We start from the raw sequence: 24,114 nt of genomic DNA, 5'->3' as shown, positions 1-24,114 counted from the left end.
TCTTCCCATGTCATCTGCCCACATGCACACGACACAATGCAACTGGATGTGCCCCTTACGCCCGCCAACGCGCCGCAACATCGATTGGAAAGCAAATAAGGAGTTTTTTTCAATCATACCATCATTTACCTTCTTATACCTAATACTAATCTCGCAACATTCATTTAGTCAAGAGATCAATTCGGGATCAGGGCGCTGCTGATTTTCAGAAGGGCTTCTTCGAGGGTGATCTCTTCGTCCACCATCTCGTCCAGAATCTGCTCATAGAACCCTTCGTCAAAATTCGGCCCCTCCACCGCCCAGCATCTCTCACGGGCAAACGGATAGATCGGTAGCGAGAGGCGGCGCGGTCTCTCCGTGCCATACAAAGAACCGAACTCCACACGCAGGCCCTTGACCCAGAGGTCGGCCAGCTTTGCAAGCTGTCCGCTCTCCCACCATTTCGTCACGAGCTCCTGCAGAACTTGATCCGCCGCGAACGAAAGCGAGCTGTCCGTCGGACCGCGGAAGACCGCGCCAAGCGCCGGACGGCCTTGCAGATAGGCGGACAGCTTCTGCTGCAGGTCCTGTGCGGAGGTTGCCACCACGGCGAGCCGCTCTTCCATCACTTCGCGCCCCACCTGCAAGGTATAGGCCGCATCGGCGAGCGTGTCATCCGTCACGACCTGTCTGTCGATCGCCGCCTGCAGGCGCAGCACCTGCTCGTGCAGACGCTGCTCGTCTTTGGCGGACAGCACGAGCAGAGCCGGACGGTTCTGCGCGATACGGGCAGCCGCTCGCGGTGCTACCTCCGGCACATGCTCCTCGATCACAAGATGCGCATTGGAACCTCCCGCTCCGAACGAGGAGATGCCAGCGATGCGCGGAACCTCGCGAAGCTCGCCGTCCACCTCCAGCAGCGGGCGCTTCCACTCCGCCAGTTCCCGCTGCACGACGAACGGCGTCCGACCAAAGTCGATGTTCGGGTTCAGCACGTCTGCGTGCAGAGACGGCACCAGCTGGCGATGCTTCATCTGCAGCAGCACTTTGGTCAGGCCCGCGATGCCAGCCGCACTCTCGCAGTGGCCGATGTTCGATTTGACTGATCCGATCGCGCAGAATTGCGTGTCTGCCGTGTCTTCTTGGAAGACTCTCATCAATCCGGCGATCTCGATCGGGTCGCCGAGCGCCGTTCCCGTGCCGTGCGCTTCCAAGTAAGAGAGGGAGCGCGGGTGAATGCCGGCCTTTTTGAACGCGCGTCCGATCACGCGAGCTTGCAGATTCGGATTCGGGACGGAGTAGCCGTTGGTCTTGCCGCCGTGATTGACCGCCGTCCCCTTGATCACGCCGTAGATCTGGTCGCCGTCCTCCAACGCCTTGGCGAGCGGTTTGAGCAGCACAGCGCCGACGCCTTCACCCGGCACGTACCCGTCGCCCCCTTCACCAAAGCTCTCACAGCGCCCTTTGCTCGACGCGAACTTGCCTTGGCCGAGCATCAGGTACTTGTTCGGATGCAAGGACAGGTTGACCCCGCCGGCCACGGCCAGCTCGCAGTCGCCTTGCTCCAGACTCTGGCAGGCCAGATGAATCGCCGTGAGCGACGAGGAGCACATCGTATCGACCGCAAGGCTCGGGCCGTGCAAGTTGAAGAAATAGGACACGCGGTTGGCGATCGACGACGGGTTGCCCGACAAGGCCATCGGACGGCCCCGCAGCGTCTCCTCCGCTCCGTAGAGCTGATACTCCGAGTACATCACCCCGACGTAGACCCCGACATTGCGCTCCTCGCCCGATTCCCCGCCTGACACGAGCGTGTCGCGGGTGTAGCCCGCATCTTCCATCGCCTCATACACGGACTGCAGGAACAGGCGCTCTTGCGGGTCCATGATCTCAGCTTCCCGAGGTGCGATGTTGAAGAACAGCGGGTCGAACTTGTCGACATCGCGCACGAACCCGCCCCACTTGCTGTACGTCTTGCCACGCTTGCTGCGATCCGGGTCATAATACGGGCTGTGATCCCAGCGCTCCTTTGGAATCTCGGTGATCGAGTCCCGACCCTCGCGCAAGTTGTTCCAGAATGCCTCCAGATCATCCGCCTGCGGATAGCGCCCTGACAGGCCGATGATCGCGACGTCGAGCGCGCCGCTCTGTTTGGTCGGCTCCTTGACCGCCGCGTGAACCGGCGCGACGACCTTCCGCACAGGCGCTGCCACCGAAACCGATGCAGGCTCTGCCGGTCGCTCCTCGACCCCGAGCAGGTCGATCAGATGGGCACGGTGATTTTTCAAAAAGTACCCGGTCAGATCGCGAATGTTCTGGTACTCGAAGAACAGCGTCTTCGGCAACGCACCGAACGTTTTTTCCAATTGACGGGTCAGCTGCATCACCATGATCGAGTCGATGCCGTACACTTCCAGCGGCGCAGACGCTTCGATGCTCTCAGCCGGAACTCCCAGGACGGAGGACAGCTGCTTTTTGAAAAAATCGGCCGCTGCGCTCGCCAGAACCGCCTCTTCCTTGGCAGTCAGGATCGGAGCTGCGGGAACCTGCTTGTCGGTCTCGCCTGTCAGCAGGTCGATCACCTGCTGGATCGTCGGCAGTTCCGAGAAGGTGCTCGGCGTCAGATCCAGGCCGAACTCCTCGTTGAGACGATCGGCCAGCTCATTCATCAGAAACGCATCGATCCCGTAGTCCAGCCACTCGGCCTCGGCATCCAGTTCATCAGGTCTGACCTGCAGCAAGTCCGAGGCGATCTGCAGCACTCTCGCTTGCACATGGCCAGCCACGCTGTGAACCGGGCGGGCAGCAGGGGCAGGGAACAGCGGGTGCAGCTTCTCCGTGATCCGGGCGAGGTCGCCTTGCACCACCATCACCTGATCGCACCCGATGGCCAAGCCCTGATAGAGAGCCCGAATCCCGTTCCGGATCTCCAGCGGGATCATCCCCGTATGCTCTCTCATCCATTGCTCCGTCTCTGCATCCACCTGCATTCCGCCGTCTTGCCAGAGCGGCCAGTCGATCGCAAGCGTGCGGCCTTGGCGTTGCCCGCGAGCGACCAGACGATTGCGCTCGGCAGCATAAGCATCCAAGAATCCGTTGGCCGCCGCATAATCGGCCTGCCCCGGATTGCCGAGGCAGCCGGCCACAGCGGAGAACAGCACGAAAAAGTCCAGCGGCAGCCCGATGCTCGAACGGTCGAGGTGGACCAATCCGCTCACTTTGGGAGCCAGCACCTCCTGCATCTCCTGCCCGGTCTTGCGGATGATGAAGTTGTCGCGGATCACGCCCGCTCCGTGCAGGATGCCTTGGAGGGTGTCATAGCGCGCCCGGATCTCCTCAAACAGTCCGGCGACCGCCTCTTCCCGCGTCACATCGACCTGTTGGTACTCGATGTGTGCGCCGAGGTCCTTCAACTCCTGCAGAGCCGCTTGCTGCTGCAGGCCCAAGGGGGAGCGGCCGGTGAGGATCAGTCGCGGAGCCTTGACTTGGCTTGCGATCTCTTTGGCAAAAATCAGGCCGAGTCCTCCCGCACCGCCAGTCAGAAGGTAGACGCCGCCATCGCGCCACGGGATGTGGAACGCCTGCTGCGAGACTTCCGCCACATCCCAAGAAGCGACCCAGCGCTGCCCGTATCGGTAGCGGATGCGGTCATCTTGCAGGGAATGGCGATTTTCCAAAAGCTTGTGTTCCAATCCTGCCGTGTCCTCGACCTCGATCAGCTGCGCGATCAGGTTCGGGTTCTCGCGGCGGGCGGTGCGAAGCAGTCCGGCAAGGCCGCTGAAGACCTGACCTTCTCCGTCGGCAGGCACCACGACTTGCACCAGCGCCTTGCCCTGTGGCTTGCTGCGCAGAAGGGTCTGAATCTCTTCGAACACGCGCACCGCATACGCTTGGTAGCGCTCGGCGATGTCCTGACGATCCGACTGCAGCGCCACGACCTGTCCGCCGAGCACGAGAGGTGCCGTCAGCTCGCAGAGCAGCACCAGATGCTGCGACAGGGCAGGAAGGGCCGTCTTCTGCGCGATGCCCTGCTGCTTCCAGCTCGGCTGCAGCAAGTGCGCTCCCTGCGTGCGCCCCCCTGCTCCCTCTTCCAGCACGCGCGAGGTGTAGCCTTTCAAGCGCACGCGCACCTGACCATTTTCGTCACACGCGTCCACGTCGAACTTTTGCACCTTGTCTTCCGCTGTGCTGCCTTCGCTGCGGCGCACCACGGCCCACATCGAGGGCGTGCACGGGCCGTAGATCTCGACTTCCTCCAACGCGAAGGGCACAAGCGGCTTGAATGACGCAGTGCCGAGCATCAGGCCGATCGCGGCCTGCAGCGCCGCGTCCATGAGGCTTGGGTGCAGAACGTAGCGGCTCTCAGTGTCAGCCACGCAATCGGGCAGCGACAACTTCGCCAGCACCTGCCCCGTTCCGATCGACAGGCTCTCGATCCCTTGGTGTGCCGGCCCGTAGTCCAGCCCGGCTTGGCGGAAGAGCTCGTACAGCTCGGAAGCGCTGATTCGGTTCTGCGAGCAGGCCGTCTGCAGAGTGGCGAGATCGACGGCAGGAGCATCTGCCTTACCCAAGCGTCTCGCCCGGCCTTGGCTGTGTACGACAGCCCCCCGCCCGTCTCTGACTTCAAAGGAAATCGCCTCGGCCTCTTCCGCCCGCAGCCCGACCTGAACCTCAACCGGCCCGTTCCCTGCGAGGATCGGGCTTGCGAAGCCCACATGCTGCAAGCGCCATGCGCTGCCTTCTTCGCTCGCTCCTGCCGCCAGCTCAAGAGCTGCGCGGACCATTTCGAGATGGGCCACGCCCGGCAGAATCCGCTGTCCGTTGATCACATGATCGGCAAGGAAGAACTCTTTTCCTGTAAAAACAGACGCATAGCGCTGCTCTTCCAGCACCGAAATGTTTTCGTGCAGCAACGGATGCAGCGTGCGGGAGTTTGTGCCGCCCGCCTTCGCGACAGACTGCGCCGAACCCTCCGGCTTCCAATACCGCTCCTTGGCAAACGGATATGTCGGCAGCGGGATGCGCGCATAGGGCAGCCCTTCAAACAGGCGTCCGTACTCCAGCGCATAGCCTTGTGCATACAGATCGGCCACGGCCGCGAGCTGTTCGAGCAGGTCTGCCCCTTGGGCAGCATGGCGACAGTTTTCGATGCACTGGTTGCCGTAGCGTTTGAGCGACGGCTGTTCCCGAAGTTCGTTCTCAAGCAATTCGCCGTGATGCACACCGGCGACTTTTCCCGTCTCCAGCCATTTTTGCAGCGACTTGACCAGTTCCGGCACATCGCGCACCACGCAGGCCAAGCGGTGAGGCAGATGCCTGCGCCCGACGAGCAAGGTGTAGCTGATGTTGCCGCAGTCCGCATTCGGTTCCTGCTCGCAGAAGGCGATCAGATTCTGCACCTGCTTGCGAAGCTGTTCGGCGGTGCGAGCGGACAGCACGATCAGATGCCCAGCTCTGTCAATCGGCGTCCGAACGGTCTGCGGCGCTTCCTCGATCACCATATGCGCGTTGGTGCCGCTGAACCCGAAGGCGCTGATCGCCGCGCGGCGCTTGCTCCCCGGCTCGATGCTCCAGTCCCGCAGCTTGGTGTTCACATAGAACGGGCTGCCTTGATGCTCGATGTTTGCATTCCACGCATCAAAATGAAGCGAGGGCGGCAGTTGCTTGTGTTCCAGCGCGAGCAGGATTTTGAGCACCCCGGCGACCCCGGCCGCCGCAGCTGCGTGTCCGATGTTCGTTTTGATCGAACCGATCGCGCAGTATTCCTTGCGATCCGTGTAGGCGCGGAAGGCGCGGGTCAAGGCGTCGAACTCGATCGGATCGCCGAGCTTCGTTCCGGTGCCGTGCGCTTCGACCAGTTGAATCTGCTCCGGGTTGATCCCATGCGTCTCATAGACTTCGCGCTCCAGACGCTCTTGCGAATTGGCGCTGGGAGCGGTGATTCCGTTCGTCGTGCCGTCCTGGTTGAGCGCTGAGCCTCGAATCACGCCATAGATATGATCTCGGTCGGCGAGCGCGTCTTTCAGTCGTTTGAGGACGACGACCCCCACGCCTTCTCCCGGCACGAATCCGTTCGCCTGGTCATCGAACGTGTGACAGCGCCCCGTCGCCGAGAGCATGCTCGCACGCTCTGCCGTCAAGTAGAAACGAGGCGTGCTCTGGATGAAAACGCCGCCGGCCAGCGCCATGTCCGTCTCCCCCGACCGCAACCCTTGGCAAGCCAAGTGGATGGAGACGAGCGAACTCGAACAAGCCGTGTCGACCGCGACCGCCGGGCCTTGAAGGTCTAGGAAATACGAGATGCGCGCCGGAATCACAGAGGCGGCGTTGCCCCACATCGCTTGTGCCGGTGCCTGTTCAACCATCGACTGCTGGTAGTCGCCTCCGTTGATCCCGACATACACCCCGCAGGAGGCTCCTTTGACCGCGTCGCCGGCATAACCGGCCACTTCGAGCGCTTTCCAAGACTCTTCGAGGAAAATGCGCTGCTGTGGGTCCATGTACGTCGCTTCAACGCCCGAGATGTGGAAGAACAGCGGATCGAAGCGGTCGATGTCATCGAGGAAGCCGCCTTCGTTGCAAAAGCGTGCTCCCTCCGCATGATAAGAGCGAAGATCCCATCGCGTCACCGGGCCAACGAGATCGTCTCCGTTCGCCAGATGCTCCCACAGCTCGCCCAAGTCCCCCGACTTCGGAAAACGCCCGCTCATGCCGACGATCGCAATCGCATCAAGATCTCCGCCTTGTTCGGAGATCTTTTTCCCCGCATCGTCTCGACCGTCAACTCGACCGCCTTCTCGAGCACTTTCTCGAGCGCCTTGCTGAACGTCAGCTTGAGCTCTTGCCGTTTGCACCAATGTTGCTGCCGATGCAATTGTATTTGCAATTGCAGGGTCATTTGCGATTGCAGTCGCTGAGGTCGTCGCCGATGTTTGAGGCTTGGCGGGAGCGAACGCTGTGGCAAGCGCTTCTTTGTATTGCCGGAGCATGTAGGAAGCGAGTTGGTTGACCGAGCTGTAATCGAACAGGTTCGTCGTCTTCAACCCGACCGGCAGCTTGTCGTTCAGCGCCTGCACCAGATGAACACCCGTGATCGAATCCAGACCGTAATCGGCAAACGACTTGTCGGAATCAATCCGATCCCGATCCACTTTTAACGAAGAGACGAGCTGGTCCTTGATCGCCTCCTTCACCCGCTCCTCGATCAGCGCTTCCGTCACCTCGGAGGCCGTCACCTCGGATGCCGGAGCCTCGCCCGCTTCTCTCGACACAACGGGGATCTCCGTTTTCGGCGACTTCGCTGCGGTGGAGGCCACCGTCGGCCCTTGCCCCTGTTTCTGTCGCACCACCCCGTCGCTTTCCGCCACGATGATCTGCTGGCCGAGATTGTGCGCCTTTTGCGCCGGATGATCGACCGCGCGGAATCCTTCCGCTTTCAACACCGAGGACCAGGCCTCCGGAGACAAGCCCGGGCAACCCGGCATGCGCAGCTCCGCATCCTCATACCGCCACCATCCATCGAGCAGGCCAAAGGTCAGGTGCGTGAACACCGAATTGCGGCTCATCTCGTTGAGCAGCAACAGGCCGTTTTTTGCTAAAACAGCCTTGGCATTGCGCAAGGTCTGGCGAATGTTCTTGGTGGCATGTAGGCAGTTGGTCGCCAACACGAGGTCATACGCCCCCGCGTCCAGTCCCTGCCCGGCGATCGGCTCCTCCACATTGAACACTCGATAGGTCAGATACGGAGCCTTCGGAGCATACTCCCGTTCGGCATGGAGCAAAAACGCCTTGGAGATGTCCGTGTAGCAATATTCTTCGACGTGCTGCTGATAAGGTTGTAGCTTGTCAAACACCATCGCGCTCGTCCCGCCGGTTCCGGCTCCGATCTCCAAGATGCGGATGCGCGCCGCCGGTTCGTTTTTCAAACGCTCCTGCAGGTAGAGGACCACCGTGTCGGCCAGCACTTCGTTGAAGCCGTCGGAGATCGCGTTGTTTTTATACACGCCTTCCACCAGCTTCATCGAGGCATCAGGGAACAGGATGTCCGTCGCCGCCCGCTTGCCCGTCAGAATGTCCGGCAGTGCGCGCATCGTCGTCTCGACCAGCACGACCTGCGCCTTGAGTTCCGCTTTTTCCAGCCAGCGAGACTTTCTCGCCTCCCACTCCTGCCAGAGCGTTTCCGACGATGCGTCGAAGCTGAGATGCGCATAACGGGTCAAGAGGGCGAGGCTTTCTTCGTACCACTTGTTATATAAGTCGGCCAACCCGCGAGCCGGGTTCTTGGCCGGATGCAGTCCCAGTTCGCGCAGGTGCGCCCCGAGCAGACGACAGAGGAGTTCATCCAGTTCCTCGCGATCACGGCTGCCTTCCGCCCAGACGCGAAGGAGGGTGGCGTCATCAGACACGAACTCCTTGCGGATCTGTTTCACAATGGAGGGATGCTTCTGCGGATAGACGGTGATGATGTCTCCTGCTCTTGTCCCTAGATACCGGTTCATGATCTTGCCCCCTCAAGTCAGGTGATTTGCTTTCCTATCTTTTGCATAAAAAAAAGCGCCCCCCTTCCCGGACAGGAAGAGGAGCGCTTTTCATCTAGTTCAAAATCTTCATCAGTGCCATCTGATCCATCGGACCTGCCAGCAGCGCCTCCAGCGCCTGCATGCCCTCAGGCGGCTCGATCGAGCCGATCCCCGCCTGGGTCATGCGTTCCTGATAGGCCGGAGATGCGACGACCCCGACCGAGCCCCAGTAGCCCCAGTTCATCACTTTCACGGCACAAGGCCATTCCTGCGCGAGCCGGTGCGCAAACGCGTCGGTAAAGGTGCAGCCGGCCACATAGTTGCTCTGGCCTGCCGCTTTGAGAAACGCGTTCACCGAGGAGAAGATCATCACGAAGTCTAGCGGTTCTTCGCCAAACACCTGCGCCATGCGGACGCTGACATCCACCTTGGCTGCGAGCGAGGCGCGGAACTGCTCCTCCTCCATGTTGGCCAGGCTGCTGTCCGCCAGCACGATCGCGGAGTGTACGATCCCGTCGACCTGTACGTAGCGAGCCTTGATCTTCTCATAGGCGCGCTCCAGCGACTGTCGATCCGTCGCATCCGCCGCGATGTAGTGCGGTGCAGGCCCCAGCTTGGACAGGGCGATCCGCTTGGCTTCAATCGCGGCATCCTGCGAACGGCGGCCGATCCAGACGATCTGCGCCGCGTAAGTACGGATCATGTACTCGCTCCAGACTTCGCCGATGCCGCCGGCCCCGCCGATCACCACGTATACGCCGCCCGGCTTGTAGATCGTCTGATCCGGCTGTGGGCATCTCAGCTCCGCCAGTTGCTGGCGATGCCATTGCCGTCCTCGATAGACCCATGCATCCCCTTGCGGGTCTGCCGGGATCGTGAACAGGTCGGGCAGCGGCCATGCCTCCTCTGCGTCCAGATCGACCAGGCGAATGTTCCAGTTCGGATACTCCTTGGCCATCGAACCGATCAGGCCATGCAAGCCGGCGTGAACCGGGTTGACCGCCTCTTCGCGGTGCAGAGCCTGCGTCTGCGTCGTCAGCACCGTCCAGCCAAGGCTTCGAGCTCCGTACCCGAGATCGAGCACCGCTTTGATCAGGCGGAAGGCGAGCAGAACCCCTTCGTGCTGCCCGGCGATCACCGCCTCCAGCTCCAGCCCGTCAGAAGAACGGTCGGGCGCGATCCAGAAAATGTGATCGAGCGCACCGCGCGCCTGCAGCTTGCTGGCGATGGCCTCCACGCTCTCTCCCGGCTTGATGTCAAGTTCGCGCGCGTTCGGCAGATACTGCCGGATCGCTTGCTGCTGCTCCGGCGTGCCGCCTACGATGGCGATCTGATCGAGCGGGGATGGGTGCAAGGGGCCTCGCTCCAAGGGAAACGCATCCCAGACAGGAACCAGACTCACAACCTCGCCTTGCTCATCGTGCAGAAGGTTCGCTTCTGCGCTTGAAGTCTGCGGTGCAAAGGAAGCCACTCCCGGATTCTCCATCAGCGGCTCCACCCAGCAGCGCTGCTTGGCGAACGGGTAGGTCGGCAGGGAGATGCGTCGCGGTCTGTTTCCTTCGTAGAGCCGGCTCCAGTCAAACGCCAATCCTTTGACCCACAGGTCGAGCAGCTTCGCATATTTGCGCTTGCTCACCCACGCCTCGATCGCCGCCTGCAAATCTTCATCGGCCGCAAACAAGGACAGGGTCTCTTTGTTGCCTTTGAGCTGACCACGGTACAAGCCGTCGATGCCGTCCTCCCCATTCAGGAAGCCCGCCAGCTTTTCCACCAACTCCCCGACGCTCGAAGCCGTCAGGGCCAACCGCTCCTCCATCGCTTCTCGTCCGACCTGCAAGGTGTAGGCGAGATCGACGAGGTCGGCTTCGGTGAACGCTTCCTCTTGCAAAACGGTCAGGAGATGCCTTGCCTGCTCGATCAGGCGCGGCTCTTCTTTGGCCGACAGCACAACGACCGCCGGGTTCTCTGCGGTGACCTTCCGCTGCACGCGAACCTCCGCTTCGGGAACGTATTCCTCCAGCAAGAGGCAGGCATTGGAACCACCCGCGCCAAAGCTGCTTACAGTTGCTCTCCTCGGCACTTCCCGCCCGTCGATCACCGGCCGCTTCCATTCCGCCAGCTCCTGCTGGACGACAAACGGCGTGCGGTCAAAGTCGATGTGCGGGTTGAGCACGGCTGAATGCAGAGAAGGCACGAGCTGACGATGTTTCATTTGCAGCAGCACCTTCGTCAGACCGGCGATGCCCGCGGCGCTCTCCGAGTGCCCGATGTTCGATTTGACCGAACCGATCGCGCACTTCTGCCCGCCAACACGCGATTCTTGGAAGACCTTGGTGAGACCGGCGATCTCAATCGGGTCGCCCAGCGACGTTCCGGTGCCGTGCGCTTCCACATAGGAGAGCGTGCCCGGATCGATGCCGGCCTCTTTAAAGGCGCGGCCGACCACGCTCGCCTGCGCGTTCGGGTTCGGGACCGTATAGCCGTTGGTCTTGCCGCCGTGGTTGATGGCGGTCGCTTTCAGCACGCCGTAGATCTGGTCTCCGTCTTCCAGCGCTTTGGCCAGCGGCTTGAGCAGCACAGCGCCCACGCCTTCGCCCGGCACATATCCGTCGCCGCCTTCGCCAAAGCTCTCGCAGCGCCCTTTGCTCGACGCGAAGTTGTTCTGCCCGAGCAGCAGGTACTTGTTCGGGTGCACCGACACGTTGACGCCGCCGGCAATCGCCACCTCGCACCCGCCATGCAGCAAGCTCTGGCAAGCCAGATGAATCGCGGTCAAGGACGAAGAGCACATCGTGTCGACCGCCAGACTCGGCCCGTGCAGGTTCAGGAAATAGGACACGCGATTGGCGATCGAAGACGGGTTGCCGGCCAGCGCCATCGGCTTGCCGAGCAGCGTCTGCTGCGCCCCGTACAGCTGATACTCTTCATACATCACGCCGACGAACACCCCGACATTGCCGTCGAGCCCATAGGCGCGGTGCTTGGCGAGCGCATCGCGGGTGTAGCCCGCATCTTCCATCGCTTCATAGACGGTCTGCAGGAACAGCCGCTCTTGTGGGTCCATGAACTCCGCATCGCGAGGGGAGATGCTGAAGAACAGCGGATCGAACTTGTCCACATCTTGGAGGAAGCCACCCCACTTGCTGTTCGTTTTGCCCGGTTTGCGCTTGTCGGCGTCGTAATACGGGCTGTGATCCCAGCGGTCAGCCGGAATCTCCGTGATCGAGTCCCGACCATCGCGCAGGTTTTTCCAAAACTCGCGCAGGTTCTGCGCCTCCGGGTAGCGGCCGGATACGCCGATGATCGCGATATCCAGCGGTTTTGCATCAGAAGTTGCTTCAACGGTCGGCACGTTTGCACGCACCTTCGAAGGAGCTTGTACGAAACGGCCTCTCCCTCGCTTGCTGAGCACGGGCGCTTCCCGCTCTGCGATCGGCTCGGCTGCGGCGACCGGCTCAGCGGCTGCCGGAGCCGGCTGATCTGTCGGCACCTCGACCCCGAGCAGCTTTTTCATCGGCTCCGGATAGGAGTCGATGAAGTACCCGGTCAGGTCTTCGATGTTCTGATATTCGAAGAACAAGGTCTTCGGCAGCGAACCGAACGTTTTTTCCAGCTGGTTGGTCATCTGCATGACCATGATCGAATCGATACCATAGTCCTCCAGCGGCGCATCTGCTTCGATGCGGGCCGTCGGCATCTTCAGGACGGTCGATAGCAATTTTTTGAAAAAGAGAATCGACTTGTCCCGCAGGATCTCTTCCGACACCGAAGACGTGCTCAGCACAGAAGCCGATGCAGTCGGAACTGCCGTCTCTTGCGGCTGCTCCAACAGGGAAGCCCGCAGCTGTCTCATGTCGCCGTGAAACACGACAACCTGATCCTGTTCCACCGCGAGGCTCTGATACAGCGCCTGTACGCCGCTCAAGGTCGGCATCGCGGTCATGCCTAGCTGCTCTTGCAAGGTTCGCTCCGTCTCGGCATCCAAGCGCATGCCGCCGTCCTGCCAGAGCGGCCAGTTGATCGACAGCGTGCGACCTTGGCGCTGCTTGGCTGCCACCTGCCCGTTGCGATACTGGGCATATGCATCCAAGAAGGCATTGGCCATGCTGTAGTCCGCTTGGCCCGGATTGCCGAGCACACCGGCGATCGACGAGAAGGTGACGAAGAAGTCGAGAGGCATGTCGCCGCTCGCTTGATCCAGATTCACCAGACCCGCCACTTTGGGAGCCAGCACCTCGGCCAGTTCCGCTTCCGTTTTCTTCAGCATGAAGTTGTCGCGGATCACGCCGGCGCTGTGGACGAGGCCGTCCAGCTTGCCGGAGTCGGCGCGGATGGCGTCAAACAGGCGCGCGACCTGTGCTCTGTCGGTCACATCCACACGCTTGTACTCGATGCGAGCACCTGTCGCTTGCAGCTCCTGCATCGCGGTCTGCTGTGCCGCTCCAAGAGCAGAGCGGCCGGTGAAATACAAGGTCGTGCCGCTGACTTGCTGCACGATCTCCCGAGCCACGATCAGGCCGAGACCGCCTGCGCCGCCCGTGATCAGGTACGTCCCGCCATCTTTCCACGGGATGTGCACCTCCTGCCGGGAGACCTCCGCTTCGCTCCAGCCTGCCACCCAGCGCTTGCCATCTTGGTAGCGAACGTGACGGTCTTCCAAGCGGGCGAGATTCTCTTGCAGGCGAGCGGCCACTTCCGTCGCGTCGGACGTGCGCTCCAGTTCGATCAGTTGCCCGATCAGGTTCGGATTCTCTTGCGACGCCGTTCGCAGCAGAGCGGAGAGTCCTGCGCTCAAGCGATGCTCCGGCTCGGTGCCGACTGCGATCTGCACGAGCACTTGGCCTTTGGGCTTCTGCTGGAGCAGAGCTTTGATCTCTCGGAACGCTTGGGTCGCGTGCGCTTCATAACGCGCTGCCGGATCGGATGTCTCCGAGCGCAAAGTTATGCAGCGAGCGTCGTGCACGTCTGCCTCCATGTCGCAGAGGAGCACCAAGCGCTGGCTGTAGCTCGGCTGTTGTGCCGGCTCGCCGACCGGTTGCTCCGTCCAGTTCGGGAGCAGCATCAGCGTTCCTTCCCGGCCGCGCCCATCGTCCAGTTGTCGTGCGGAATAGCCCTTGATGCGAACGCGGACATCGCCTTCTGCGGCGCAGAGGTCAAGGTCGTACTTCTGCACCTTGTCCCCCGGACGGCTGCCAGCGCTGCGGCGCACGAGCACCCACATCTCGTCTGTGCACGAACCGAGGATGTCCACTTCCTCCAACGCGAACGGCAGAGCCGGACGCTTGATGTCGGCACCGTCGGACAGCAGGGCCAGCGTGACCTGCAAGGCCGAATCCATCAGGCTCGGATGCAGCACAAACGAGCTTTCCTGCTCAACGGAAGCCGGCAGCACAAGGCGGGCGAGCGCTCGATCCGTGCCCAGATGCAAGCGCTCGACGCCGCGATGTGCCGGCCCGTGGTCGATGCCAAGCGACTCAAACATCGAGTAGAACGCGGAGGCATCGAGCGTCTTCAGGGAGCACTGAGACTGCAAAGTCTTGAGGTCAAGGCTTGGCATGGCTTCAAACGACTTCCAGACCGCACGCCCTTGCGAGTGAATGACCGGCTCCTGACCTGCCTCCTCCTCGCGATAGACCTCAAACCCGATCTCGCCATCCGCTTCCGGGAACAGGCTCAGATGCACATCCAGCGGCTGCTCCCCGAGGAGGAGCGGGCTTGCCCAGATGACATGCTTCAGGCGCAGGCCGTCTCTTCCATCTTTCAGAGAAGCGGCCGCCAGTTCGACAGCTTCGCGCGCCATCTCCAGATACGCCACGCCCGGCAGCATGCGCTGGCCTTGCACGACATGGTCGGCCAAGAAGAACTCCTCCCCTGTGAAGGTCGAGGTAAATCGCTGCTCGGTCAGGTCGGACGTGTTGCGGTGAAGCAGCGGGTGAAGCGCCGTGTTCATCGCGTGCGACGAACGGCGTCCGCTGCCTGCCGTCCCCTCCTCCTTGGACATCCAGTAGCGCTCTTTGGCGAACGGATAGGTGGGCAGGCTGATGCGCTGCGGTAGGGTTTGATACAGCTCGTTCCAGTCAATGCTGCCACCAAGGACCCAGAATTCGGCGAGCTTGTCGTGCTGACGATTCTGCATCCAATCGCTTGCCTCGGATGCGAGGTGGCCAAGGCTCGGCTTGTCCTTGCCGCGTCTGACCTGACCACGGTACAGCCCGGCGATGTTTTCCTGCCCTTGCACGTACGCTTCCAAACGGTCTGTCAGCTCTTGCAAGGATCGGACCACGAGGGCCATCCGCTCTTCCATCTTTTCGCGTCCCACCTGCAACGTGTAGGCCGCGTCCACCAGATCGGCATCCGTGATGCGTCCTTCCGCCACGAAGGCGAGCAGTTGGCGGCTCTTTTCCTGCAGGCGCTCCTCATTCTTCGCCGACAGCACGACGATCACCGGCTGCTCCGGCGCGGTGCCTTTGGTCTGGCGTGTTCCGCTCGGGATATATTCCTCGATCACCAGATGCGCGTTCGAACCGCCGGCGCCAAACGACGAGATCCCTGCGATGCGCGGATATTCTCGACGAACCCCATCCAGTTCCAGAACCGGACGCGGCCACTCTCCCAGTTCCTGCTGCACGACAAACGGCGTCTTGCCGAAGTTGATGTTCGGGTTCAGCGTCTTGGCGTGCAGGGTCGGCGCGATCTGTCCATGCATCATCTGCAGCAACACTTTGGTCACGCCCGCGATGCCTGAAGCGCTCTCGCAATGGCCGATGTTCGACTTGGCCGAGCCGATCGCGCAGAACTGCTTGTCCTCCGTGCCTTTTTCAAATGCTTTGGTCAGGCCGGTGATCTCGATCGGGTCGCCCAGCGACGTGCCGGTTCCATGCGCTTCGAGATACGAGACTGTCCGCGGGTGAACGCCCGCCCGCTGCAGAGCGTCTGCGATGACGCGAGACTGCGCGTTCGGGTTCGGCACCGTGTAGCCGTTGGTTTTGCCGCCCGCGTTCACCATGCTGCCCTTGATGACGCCATAGATGTGGTCGCCGTCGGCGATCGCCTTGTACAGCGGCTTCAGGAGGATCGCCCCGACGCCCTCTCCGTCGACAAAGCCGTCGGCCCCATCGCCGAACGCCTTGCACGCATCGGTCGCCGAGAGCATAGTCATCGCCGAGAGCCGCAGATAGTGCGCCGGATCAGAGATCAGGTTGACACCGCCTGCGATCGCACAATCGCTCGTGCCGCTGTACAAGCTCTCCAAGGCGAGATGAATCGCCGTCAAAGAGGACGAGCAAGCCGTGTCCACATTGATGCTCGGCCCTTGGAAGTTAAAGAGATACGAGACGCGGTTCGCCAGCGACCAGAAGTTCGCACCCGTCGGGTAAAAAGCGTTCATGATCCCGGCGAACACCCCGACCTTGCCACTCTTCGCGAGAGTGCCCGGCGTGTACCCCGCATCTTCGATGCTCGCGTATACCGTCTCCAGGAACAACCGCTCCTGCGGGTCCATCTTCTCCGCTTCGGCAGGGGAGATCTGGAAGAACAAAGGATCGAACTTGTCGATGTCCTTCAGGAACGCTCCCCATCGGGTGTACATCGTCCCCGCTTTTCCTTTTTCCGGGTCAAAATAGTCCTGCCAGTTCCAGCGTTCTTGCGGAATCTCGCCCACGCTGCTGCGGCCCTGCTTCAGATTGTTCCAGAAGCTATTCACATCGTCAGCGCCCGGGTAGCGCCCGGCCAGCCCGACGATCGCGATGTCCTGCAGGCGCATCGGCGGCTCTTCAGCTCTCACTTCGCGGGCGACAGGTGCCTCTTCTTGCCGCTGCAGATAGCGCTTGGAGGACGTGCGGAAGGTCAGGTTCGTGCGTGTTTGCGCGGCCTGTGCAGGCACGGAAGCCTCCGTGCGCGGCGTCTGCTGCACCTCCCTCTGCCCGGCCAGCCCGAGCTTTGCGACAAGCGCCTCGCGCTGCGTGTCGACCAGATGATCGGCCAGCGAGTCTAGGGTCTGGTATTCAAAGAACAGCGTGCTGTTGAGATCCTCCCCGATCCCTTCGCGCAACGCATTGGTCAGCTGGACGACGAGGATCGAATCGATGCCATACTCCTCCAGCGATTCGGACGGGTCGATCTGGTCACTCGGAATCTTCAGCGTGTCACCGACCACATTTTGAAGGTAGGCGATGACGTTTTCACGCAGGCGTTCTTTCGTAACAGGAGCCTTCGTGACAGGAGCCTTCGTGACAGGAGCCTGCGCGACAGGCGCGACGGATGCCGGCTGCACAACCGCAATCGGTTCTGCTCTCACCGGTTCCGGCTCGAAGCCGATCGCCTTTTGCAAAGCGTCCTTGTGCGCCTTGACAAAATAGTCGGCCAGCTCGCCGAGCGTCTGATATTCAAAGAACAAGGTGCTGCTGATCTCCCCGAACACCTCGCGCAGAGCATGGGTCAGCTGCACGACGAGGATCGAGTCGATGCCGTACTCCTCCAACGCTTCCGTCTCGTCGATCTTGTGCACCGGAATCTTCAGCGTGTCGCTGACGAGCTCTTTCAGATACGTCACGCTCTTCTCGCGCAGAGATTCAGGAGAAAGCGCGGCGACCGTCGCCTGCACAGGGGCCGGCTTGATCGATACCGCTTGCGGTTTTGCTGCTTGTGGCTTGGTCGCCTGCTTCGCCACCGGCTTGCTTTTCTTCGCCGCCTGCTTCTGGCGAACGACGCCGTCGCTCATGGCGACGACAACCTGCTGGCCGAACTCATGCGCCTGCTCTGCCGGATGGAACACGCCGGAGAAGCCTTCGCTCGCCAGCAGCTTGCCCCAGACCTCCGGGAACAGGCCCGGGTTGCCCGGAATGCGCAACTCTGCATCTTCGTAGAGCCACCAGCCTTCGAGCAGGCCGAACGTCAGATGCGTGAACAGCGCATTTTGCGAGATCTCGTTCAGCAAAAGGAGGCCGTTCGGTCGAAGCACGGCTTTGGCGTTGCGAATCGTCTGCCGGATGTTCTTGGTCGCATGCAGGACGTTGGTCGCGATGACAAGGTCGTAGGCCCCCGCTTCAATGTCCTGTCCGGCGAGCGGTGCTTCGACGTTGAAGATCTTCGGTGCGAGATACGGATTGTCAGCCCCGTACTCACGCTCTGCATGCAGCAGAAACGCACGCGAGATGTCGGTGTAGCAGTACTCCACAATGCGATCCTGATACGGCCGCATCTTGCGGAAGACCATCGCGCTCGTGCCTCCCGTGCCGGCGCCGATCTCCAGAATGCGCAGGGAGACGGCCGGATCGTCCGCCATCCGTTCCTGCAGATAGGTCACCACCGTGTCGGCGAGCACCTCGTTGAAGTAGTCGGAGATCTGGTTGTTCTTGTAGATCCCCTCCACCAGCGCCATCGAGGAGTTGGGGAACATGATCTCCGTCGCCGGCACGCGGCCGGTCAGGATATCCGGCAAGGCGCGCAAGGTGGCCTCGACGAGCTGCACCTGGGCTTTCAGGTTCGGGTTGGTGAGCCAGTGCGGCTTGTTCGCTTCCCATTCCTGCCAGAGCACCTGTGCCGGCGTATCGAACTTGAGCGCAGGATCGCGCTCCAGAACGGCGACGCTCTCCGCCAGCCATTTGCGGTAAAATCCGCGCACCGCATTTCCGTCCTGCAATTGCGGCGCTTGCAGCTGCGCGCCGAGCAGACGAACCAGCAACTCCTCCATGTCCGTCTTGTCCAAGCTCTCGTCCGCCTTCATGCGCGCCACGCGACCGTTCTGATCCGGCAGGCGCTTTTGCAGCGACTCTGCAAGCGCAGGCAGAACGTCCGTCCCGATCTGCATCGTTTCGGTCGCGTTCACCCCTTCGACCTGCACGGCTTTGGTGGTTTTCATCAGCCCGAATTGGGCGATCGGGCGCGTCAGCAGCGTCTCCAGAGCTTCCATCGCTTCCTTCGGCTCGACAAATCCGATGCCGACCTGCGACAACAGCTCCCCTTCTTTGGAATGCACGATCTCCTCGGCGTTCCAGTAGCCCCAGTTCATCACCTTCACGCGGCAAGACATCTCGCGCGCCATCTGATGGGCAAAAGCATCCATGAACGTGCAACCAGCCGCATAGTGGCTCTGGTTCGCATTTTTGATGAACGAGATGATCGAAGAGAAGAACAGGACAAAATCAAGCGGCTCGTCGCGGAACACCTGGGCCACGCGCAAAGAGACGTCCGCCTTCGCCGAGAATCCGGTGCGGAATTGCGCCTCCTCCATGCGATCCAGTCCTGCGTCCTGCAACACCATCGCCGAGTGGATGATCCCGTCAATTCGGCCATACCGCTGCTTGATCTCGTCACGCGCCCGCTGGAGCGACGCGGCATCGGTCGCATCGGCGGCCACATAGTGCGGAGCCTTGCCATGCCGTCCGAGGGCTTCGAGCTTGGCTCGAATGGAGGCATCCGGTTGACGGCGACCGATCCAGACGACCTGCGCCTCGTAGCGGCGGATCATGTACTCGGTCCATGCTTCTCCGATCCGTCCGGCCCCACCGATCACCACATACACGCCGCCCTGTCGGTACAGCGTGCCGTCAGCCGGCGCCGCTTGGAGCAAGACGAGCTGTTGGCGGTGCCATTCGCCGCCTCGATAGACCCAAGAGCGACCACGGCGATCCGTCGGGAGCTGCAGCAAGTCAACCAGCGGCCAGGCGCCCGCTTCGAGATCGACCAGGCGGATTTTCCAGCGCGGGTACTCCTTCGCCAGAGAGCCGACCAATCCGTGCAAACTGGCGTGGGTCGGGTTGACCTGCTCCTGCGCGTGCAACGGTTGGGCCTGCGTCGTGAGTACCGTCCAGCCCAGCGGACGGGATTCGTATCCCGCTTGCAAAAGAGCTTTGACCGTGCGGAAGAGCAGCAGCACGCCTTCTTCCTGCTCGCGGACCAGCGCCTCGTTCGTCACCGAGGAGAGAGCGCGCTCCGGAGCGATCCAGAAAATGTGGTCGAAGCTGCCCAGGCGCTGCAGCTTGTCCCCGATCTCTGCGATGGAATCGCTCGGCTGCAGGTCGAGCGACTGCACGTTCAAAAGGTGCAAGCGCACGGAACGCTGCTGCTCCGAAGTGCCTCCGACCACCAGCACGCGATCGGCAGAAGCCGGGAAAGACGGCACGCGTTCCGGCGTGACGACATCCCATACCGGTGCCAAGGTCAAGTTGCCGACCAGCGGGTCGTTTTTGCCCTCCTGCCCGGACGGCGTTTTCGCATCCAGCGCACGGTACGTGAAGCCTTTGATTCGAACCGAAACGCGGCCTGCCTCGTCGCACAGATCGATGTCGAGCTTTTCCACCGCGCCGCCTGCTTGGCTGCCTTCGCTGTGGCGGAGCACCGCCCACATCTCAGAGGTGCAGGCTTGGTAGACCTCCAGCTTTTGCAGCACGAACGGCAAAATCGGGTTCGGCGAGAGGTCTCCGCGCGCGCCGAGCAGGAAGCCGACCGACGCCTGCAGCGCAGAATCCATCAGGCTCGGATGCAGAACATACCGGCTGGCGGATGCTGACAGCGCGGACGGCAGAGACAGTCGAGCCAGCACGAGACCTGCGCCGACGTAGAGCTCTTGAATGCCGCGATGACCTTCCCCGTACTCGATGCCCATCGACGAGAAGGCTTCATAGCAGGCTGCCGAAGTCAGCACCTGCGAGGACGCTTGCTTCTGGAACGAGGCAAGATCGACCGTCGGAGGAGCCGTGACAGAAGCGAGCAGCGCGCGGCCTTCGCCATGCACCACCGGCTCGGAGTCCTGCCCCACGGTGTAGATCTCATACGCGACCTCGCCGTTCTCTTCCGGGAACAGTCCGATGTGCACCTGCACAGGCTGCTCTCCTACCGTGATCGGGCGAACCCATGCGACATTCTGCAGTTGCACCTCGCTCGGCCCTTCGACCAGCCCGCCGGCTGCATGCTCGACTGCGGCCCGCGCCATCTCCAGATAAGCCACGCCCGGCAGGACGCGATTGCCTTGCACCCGATGATCGTTCAGGAAGAACTCCTCGCCGGTAAAGGTCGACGAGAAACGCTGTTCGGCAAAATCGGACGTGTTCTGATGCAGCAGCGGATGAAGCACGCTCTGCACGCCCGCCGTTTCGGCCGCGACCTGTGCCGTCGCTCTGTTTGCAGCCTTGGGAACCCAATAGCGCTCCTTGGCAAACGGGTAGGTCGGCAGGCTGATGCGCTGCGGACGCCCTTGACGGTAGAGGCGATTCCAGTCGATCTCCACGCCTTTGACCCAGAGGTCTGCCAGCTTGTCATGCTTGCCTTTGGCGATCCATCGGTTCAGGAGTTCCCGCGAGTCTTCGTCTGCGCTGAAGAGCGCAACCGTCTCTTTGTTCTGCTTGACGGAGCCGCGATGCACGCCCGCCTGCCCGTCCGGGTCTGCCAGATACGCTTCGAGCTTTTGCTTCAGCTCCGAGAGGTCGCGGACGACAAAGGCCACGCGCTCCTCCATCGCCTCCCGACCGACTTGCAGCGTGTACGCGAGGTCGATCAGGTTGAGGCGTTGAAGAGCCTCCGCAGCCGGGGTGACAGACTCTAGATGCAGGCCGGCCGCCGCCGTTTCCCGCACCGCTCCCTCAAGCCCTGCCACGTGGGCCACCGCAGCCGCGATCGACTCTTGCTCCAGCAGTTCTTTAGGATCGACCTCCAGTTGGAATTCCGCTTGCAGACGCTCGCTCAGCTGGGCGAGGTGAATCGGTTCGATGCCATATTCGCTCCACTCGACATCCGCTTCCAACGCGTCTGCCTTCACGTGGATCAGCTCCGCGAGCATCTCCCGCATCACCGCTTCCAAACGCAGTTCCATCCCTTGCGCTTGCACAGGCTCCACAGCTTGCACAGCCACCCGCACCGGATTCTGACGCTGCGCCTCCTCGTTCTTGTTCAGAGCCGCCAGCAAGCGGCCCGCATAGGCGACCAGGCGCTCTTTGTTCTTCGCGGACAGAGGAACCAGCGCGGCACCCTGCCCTTCCGTGCTCGTCACCGCTTGCGGCGGGATGTATTCCTCCAAGATCACGTGCGCGTTCGAGCCGTACGCCCCGAACGAGCTCAGCCCGGCACGGCGCGGGTATTCGACCCGCTCACCGTTTTCGATGAGCGTCGGACGCTGCCACTCTTCCGTCTTGTGCTGGACGTAAAAAGGCGAATTTTCCAGATTGATATACGGGTTGAGCTCCACCGAATGCAGCGACGGCACGAGCTTTTTGTGATGAAGCTGCAGGGCGACTTTGTGCAGACCGCTGATGCCGGCCGCCGATTCGCCGTGGCCGATGTTGGACTTGACCGAACCGATCGAGCAGTATTGCTTGTCCGGTGTGAAGTGTCGGAACGCCTTGACCAGCCCTTGGATCTCGATCGGGTCGCCGAGCGACGTCCCGGTGCCGTGCGCTTCCATATACGAGATCGTGCGCGGATCGACACCCGTTTTTTCCAAACATGCCTGAATCATGTCCGCTTGGGCCACCGGGCTCGGGACGGTGATCCCGCTCACCGCGCCCACGTGGTTGGTCGTGCTTCCTTTGACCACCGCATAAATGTGGTCGTTGTCCGCAATCGCCTTGCTCAGCGGCTTGAGCAGCACCACGCCGATGCCTTCGCCCGACACATACCCGTCGCCGCCCTTGCCGAACGTGTGGCAGTACCCGTCGCTGGAATGCATGTCCATCATGCCATACGTCATGTACTTGTTCGGATGCAGCGACAGGTTCACCCCGCCGGCCAGCGCCACTTCACACTCGCCGCGCTTGATGCTCTCCAGCGCCAGATGCACGGCGATCAGCGAAGACGAGCAGACGGTGTCGATCGCCATGCTCGGTCCGTGAAAATTGCAAAAATACGACACGCGGTTCGCGATCGACGCATAACTGAGCGACAAAGGCTGCGGCTGTCCGTCGCGCACCGCTTCGGCTTGAATTAGCGTGTAGTCCTTGTGCATCGCCCCGACGAACACGCCGACGTTGCGGCGCTTGTTCGGCCCTTTTGGCGTCACCACCGTCTTCGGGGTGTAGCCGGCGTCTTCCACCGCTTCCCAGCAGGTCTCCAGGAACAAGCGCTCCTGCGGGTCGATCGTCTCCGCCTCCCGTGGCGAGATGCGGAAGAATTGCGGGTCGAAGCGGTCCGGATCATGGATAAAACCGCCCCACCGCGACATCGGCTTGCCGGACGGAGACTTGACGCCCTCCAGCCGCTCCCGCTCCCAGCGCGACTCCGGAACCTCCGTGATGCAGTCTTTGCCAGCCAGAAGATTCTCCCAGAACTCGTGAAGGTCGTGCGATTGCGGATACTTGCCGGACATCCCGATGATCGCGATGTCCTCTCCCGCATCCGGCACGCCATAGCTGCCGGTCTCCGGGAGTTCGCGCTCAGCTTCGTACAGCTCGTCCGCCGGCTCGCTCCACTCTGCCTCTGCCTGATTCGCTCCGCTTGCACCGCCGCCGAAGCGATCCGCATGATGCTCAGCGAGGTACTCGGCCAGCTCCGTGATCGTCGTGTACTCGAACAACAGCGTCGGCATGAGCTGCGTTTCGAGCTTGCTGCCGATCGCCGTCACGACTTCCAGCAGCATCGACGAGTCGAGGCCGATCTCGTAGTACCCGACATCTGTCGCCACTTGATCTTCCGGTTTGCCCAGCTTTTCGGCGATCAACCGGCGCAGGAATGCGGACGCCTCCTCGACCGCCGAACCGCCTCCCGACGCATACGCAGGAGGTGCGACCGGTGCGGAAGGTCGGGGCTGTGGTTTTGGCTTCGGCTTTTCTTGCACAGCGGCCTCCGCCTTGCGGGCCGGATTGATCAGCCCTGCCCCGCGCACCAGCTTGCCCTTGTAATTGAGCAGCTCCGCGATCTTCTTTCCGTTCGTGTCAAAAAACTCCATCGTCAGAAAATTGAGCTCTTTCTTCCGCTCAACCGGTTTGGCGATGCGAGTCCAGCACTCCGTTCCGAGCAGAGCGGCGGCGCGGAATTTTTCATAAAACAGCGGCAGGAACAGCCGCTGCTCCTCCTCGTTCGTGTTGTCGAACAAGACACCGGTGCCAACGCCGCTGCCATCGATCAGCGTCGGGTGGAACATGAAGCCCTCCGCACTGCGGCGCGCCTCGTCCCCCAGCGCGATCTCGATGTAAGACGCCCCGTTCTCGCCCTCATAGACCACGCCGTCCGCCAGCATGAACCCGGTATGCACGAGCTCTTGGTGGCGGCACTGCGCATAAAACGAATCAAGCGATACCGAGCGCGCGGCCGTCTGCTTAATCCGGCTGATATCAAGAACCTCGTCGAACGTCAGCGGATCGCACAGATGCATCTCCGCCGTGATGTGCAACTTGCGCTCCGGGGACAAGACCCCCTTGCGCTGCTCCTGCCCTTCCACGCGAATCTGCCAGCGGCCGGCTTCCGTCTCGCACTGAACGCGGAGCAGGACGTTCAGATCCTGCCCCACGACCAGCGGGTTATAAATGGAAAGATTGAGAAGCTCCAGCCGTGCGAAATCATAGCCCCGCTCTCGAAACAGCTGATAGAGCAGATCGATGTACGCAAATCCCGGAAACAGCTCTTGACCGTAGGCCTTGTGATGCTTGACGACCGGATGATCCTTGCAGATTAGAATTTGATCTTCCAT

At 61.7% G+C, this 24,114-nt stretch carries 2 pseudogenes; both read right to left on the bottom strand.

Going from position 1 to position 24,114, the window contains the following annotated elements:
* Window positions 1–176 precede the first annotated feature (176 nt).
* Window positions 177–8,159, bottom strand: a pseudogene (locus BLO51_RS09095) (SDR family NAD(P)-dependent oxidoreductase); the annotation flags it as partial.
* Window positions 8,160–8,583: 424 nt separating this feature from the next.
* Window positions 8,584–24,114: pseudogene (locus BLO51_RS30210) on the bottom strand (SDR family NAD(P)-dependent oxidoreductase); the annotation flags it as partial.

It is taken from the genome of Paenibacillus tianmuensis, assembly GCF_900100345.1.
Classification (GTDB): Bacteria; Bacillota; Bacilli; order Paenibacillales; family NBRC-103111; genus Paenibacillus_G; species Paenibacillus_G tianmuensis.
This window is presented reverse-complemented; position numbering and strand designations above follow the sequence as displayed.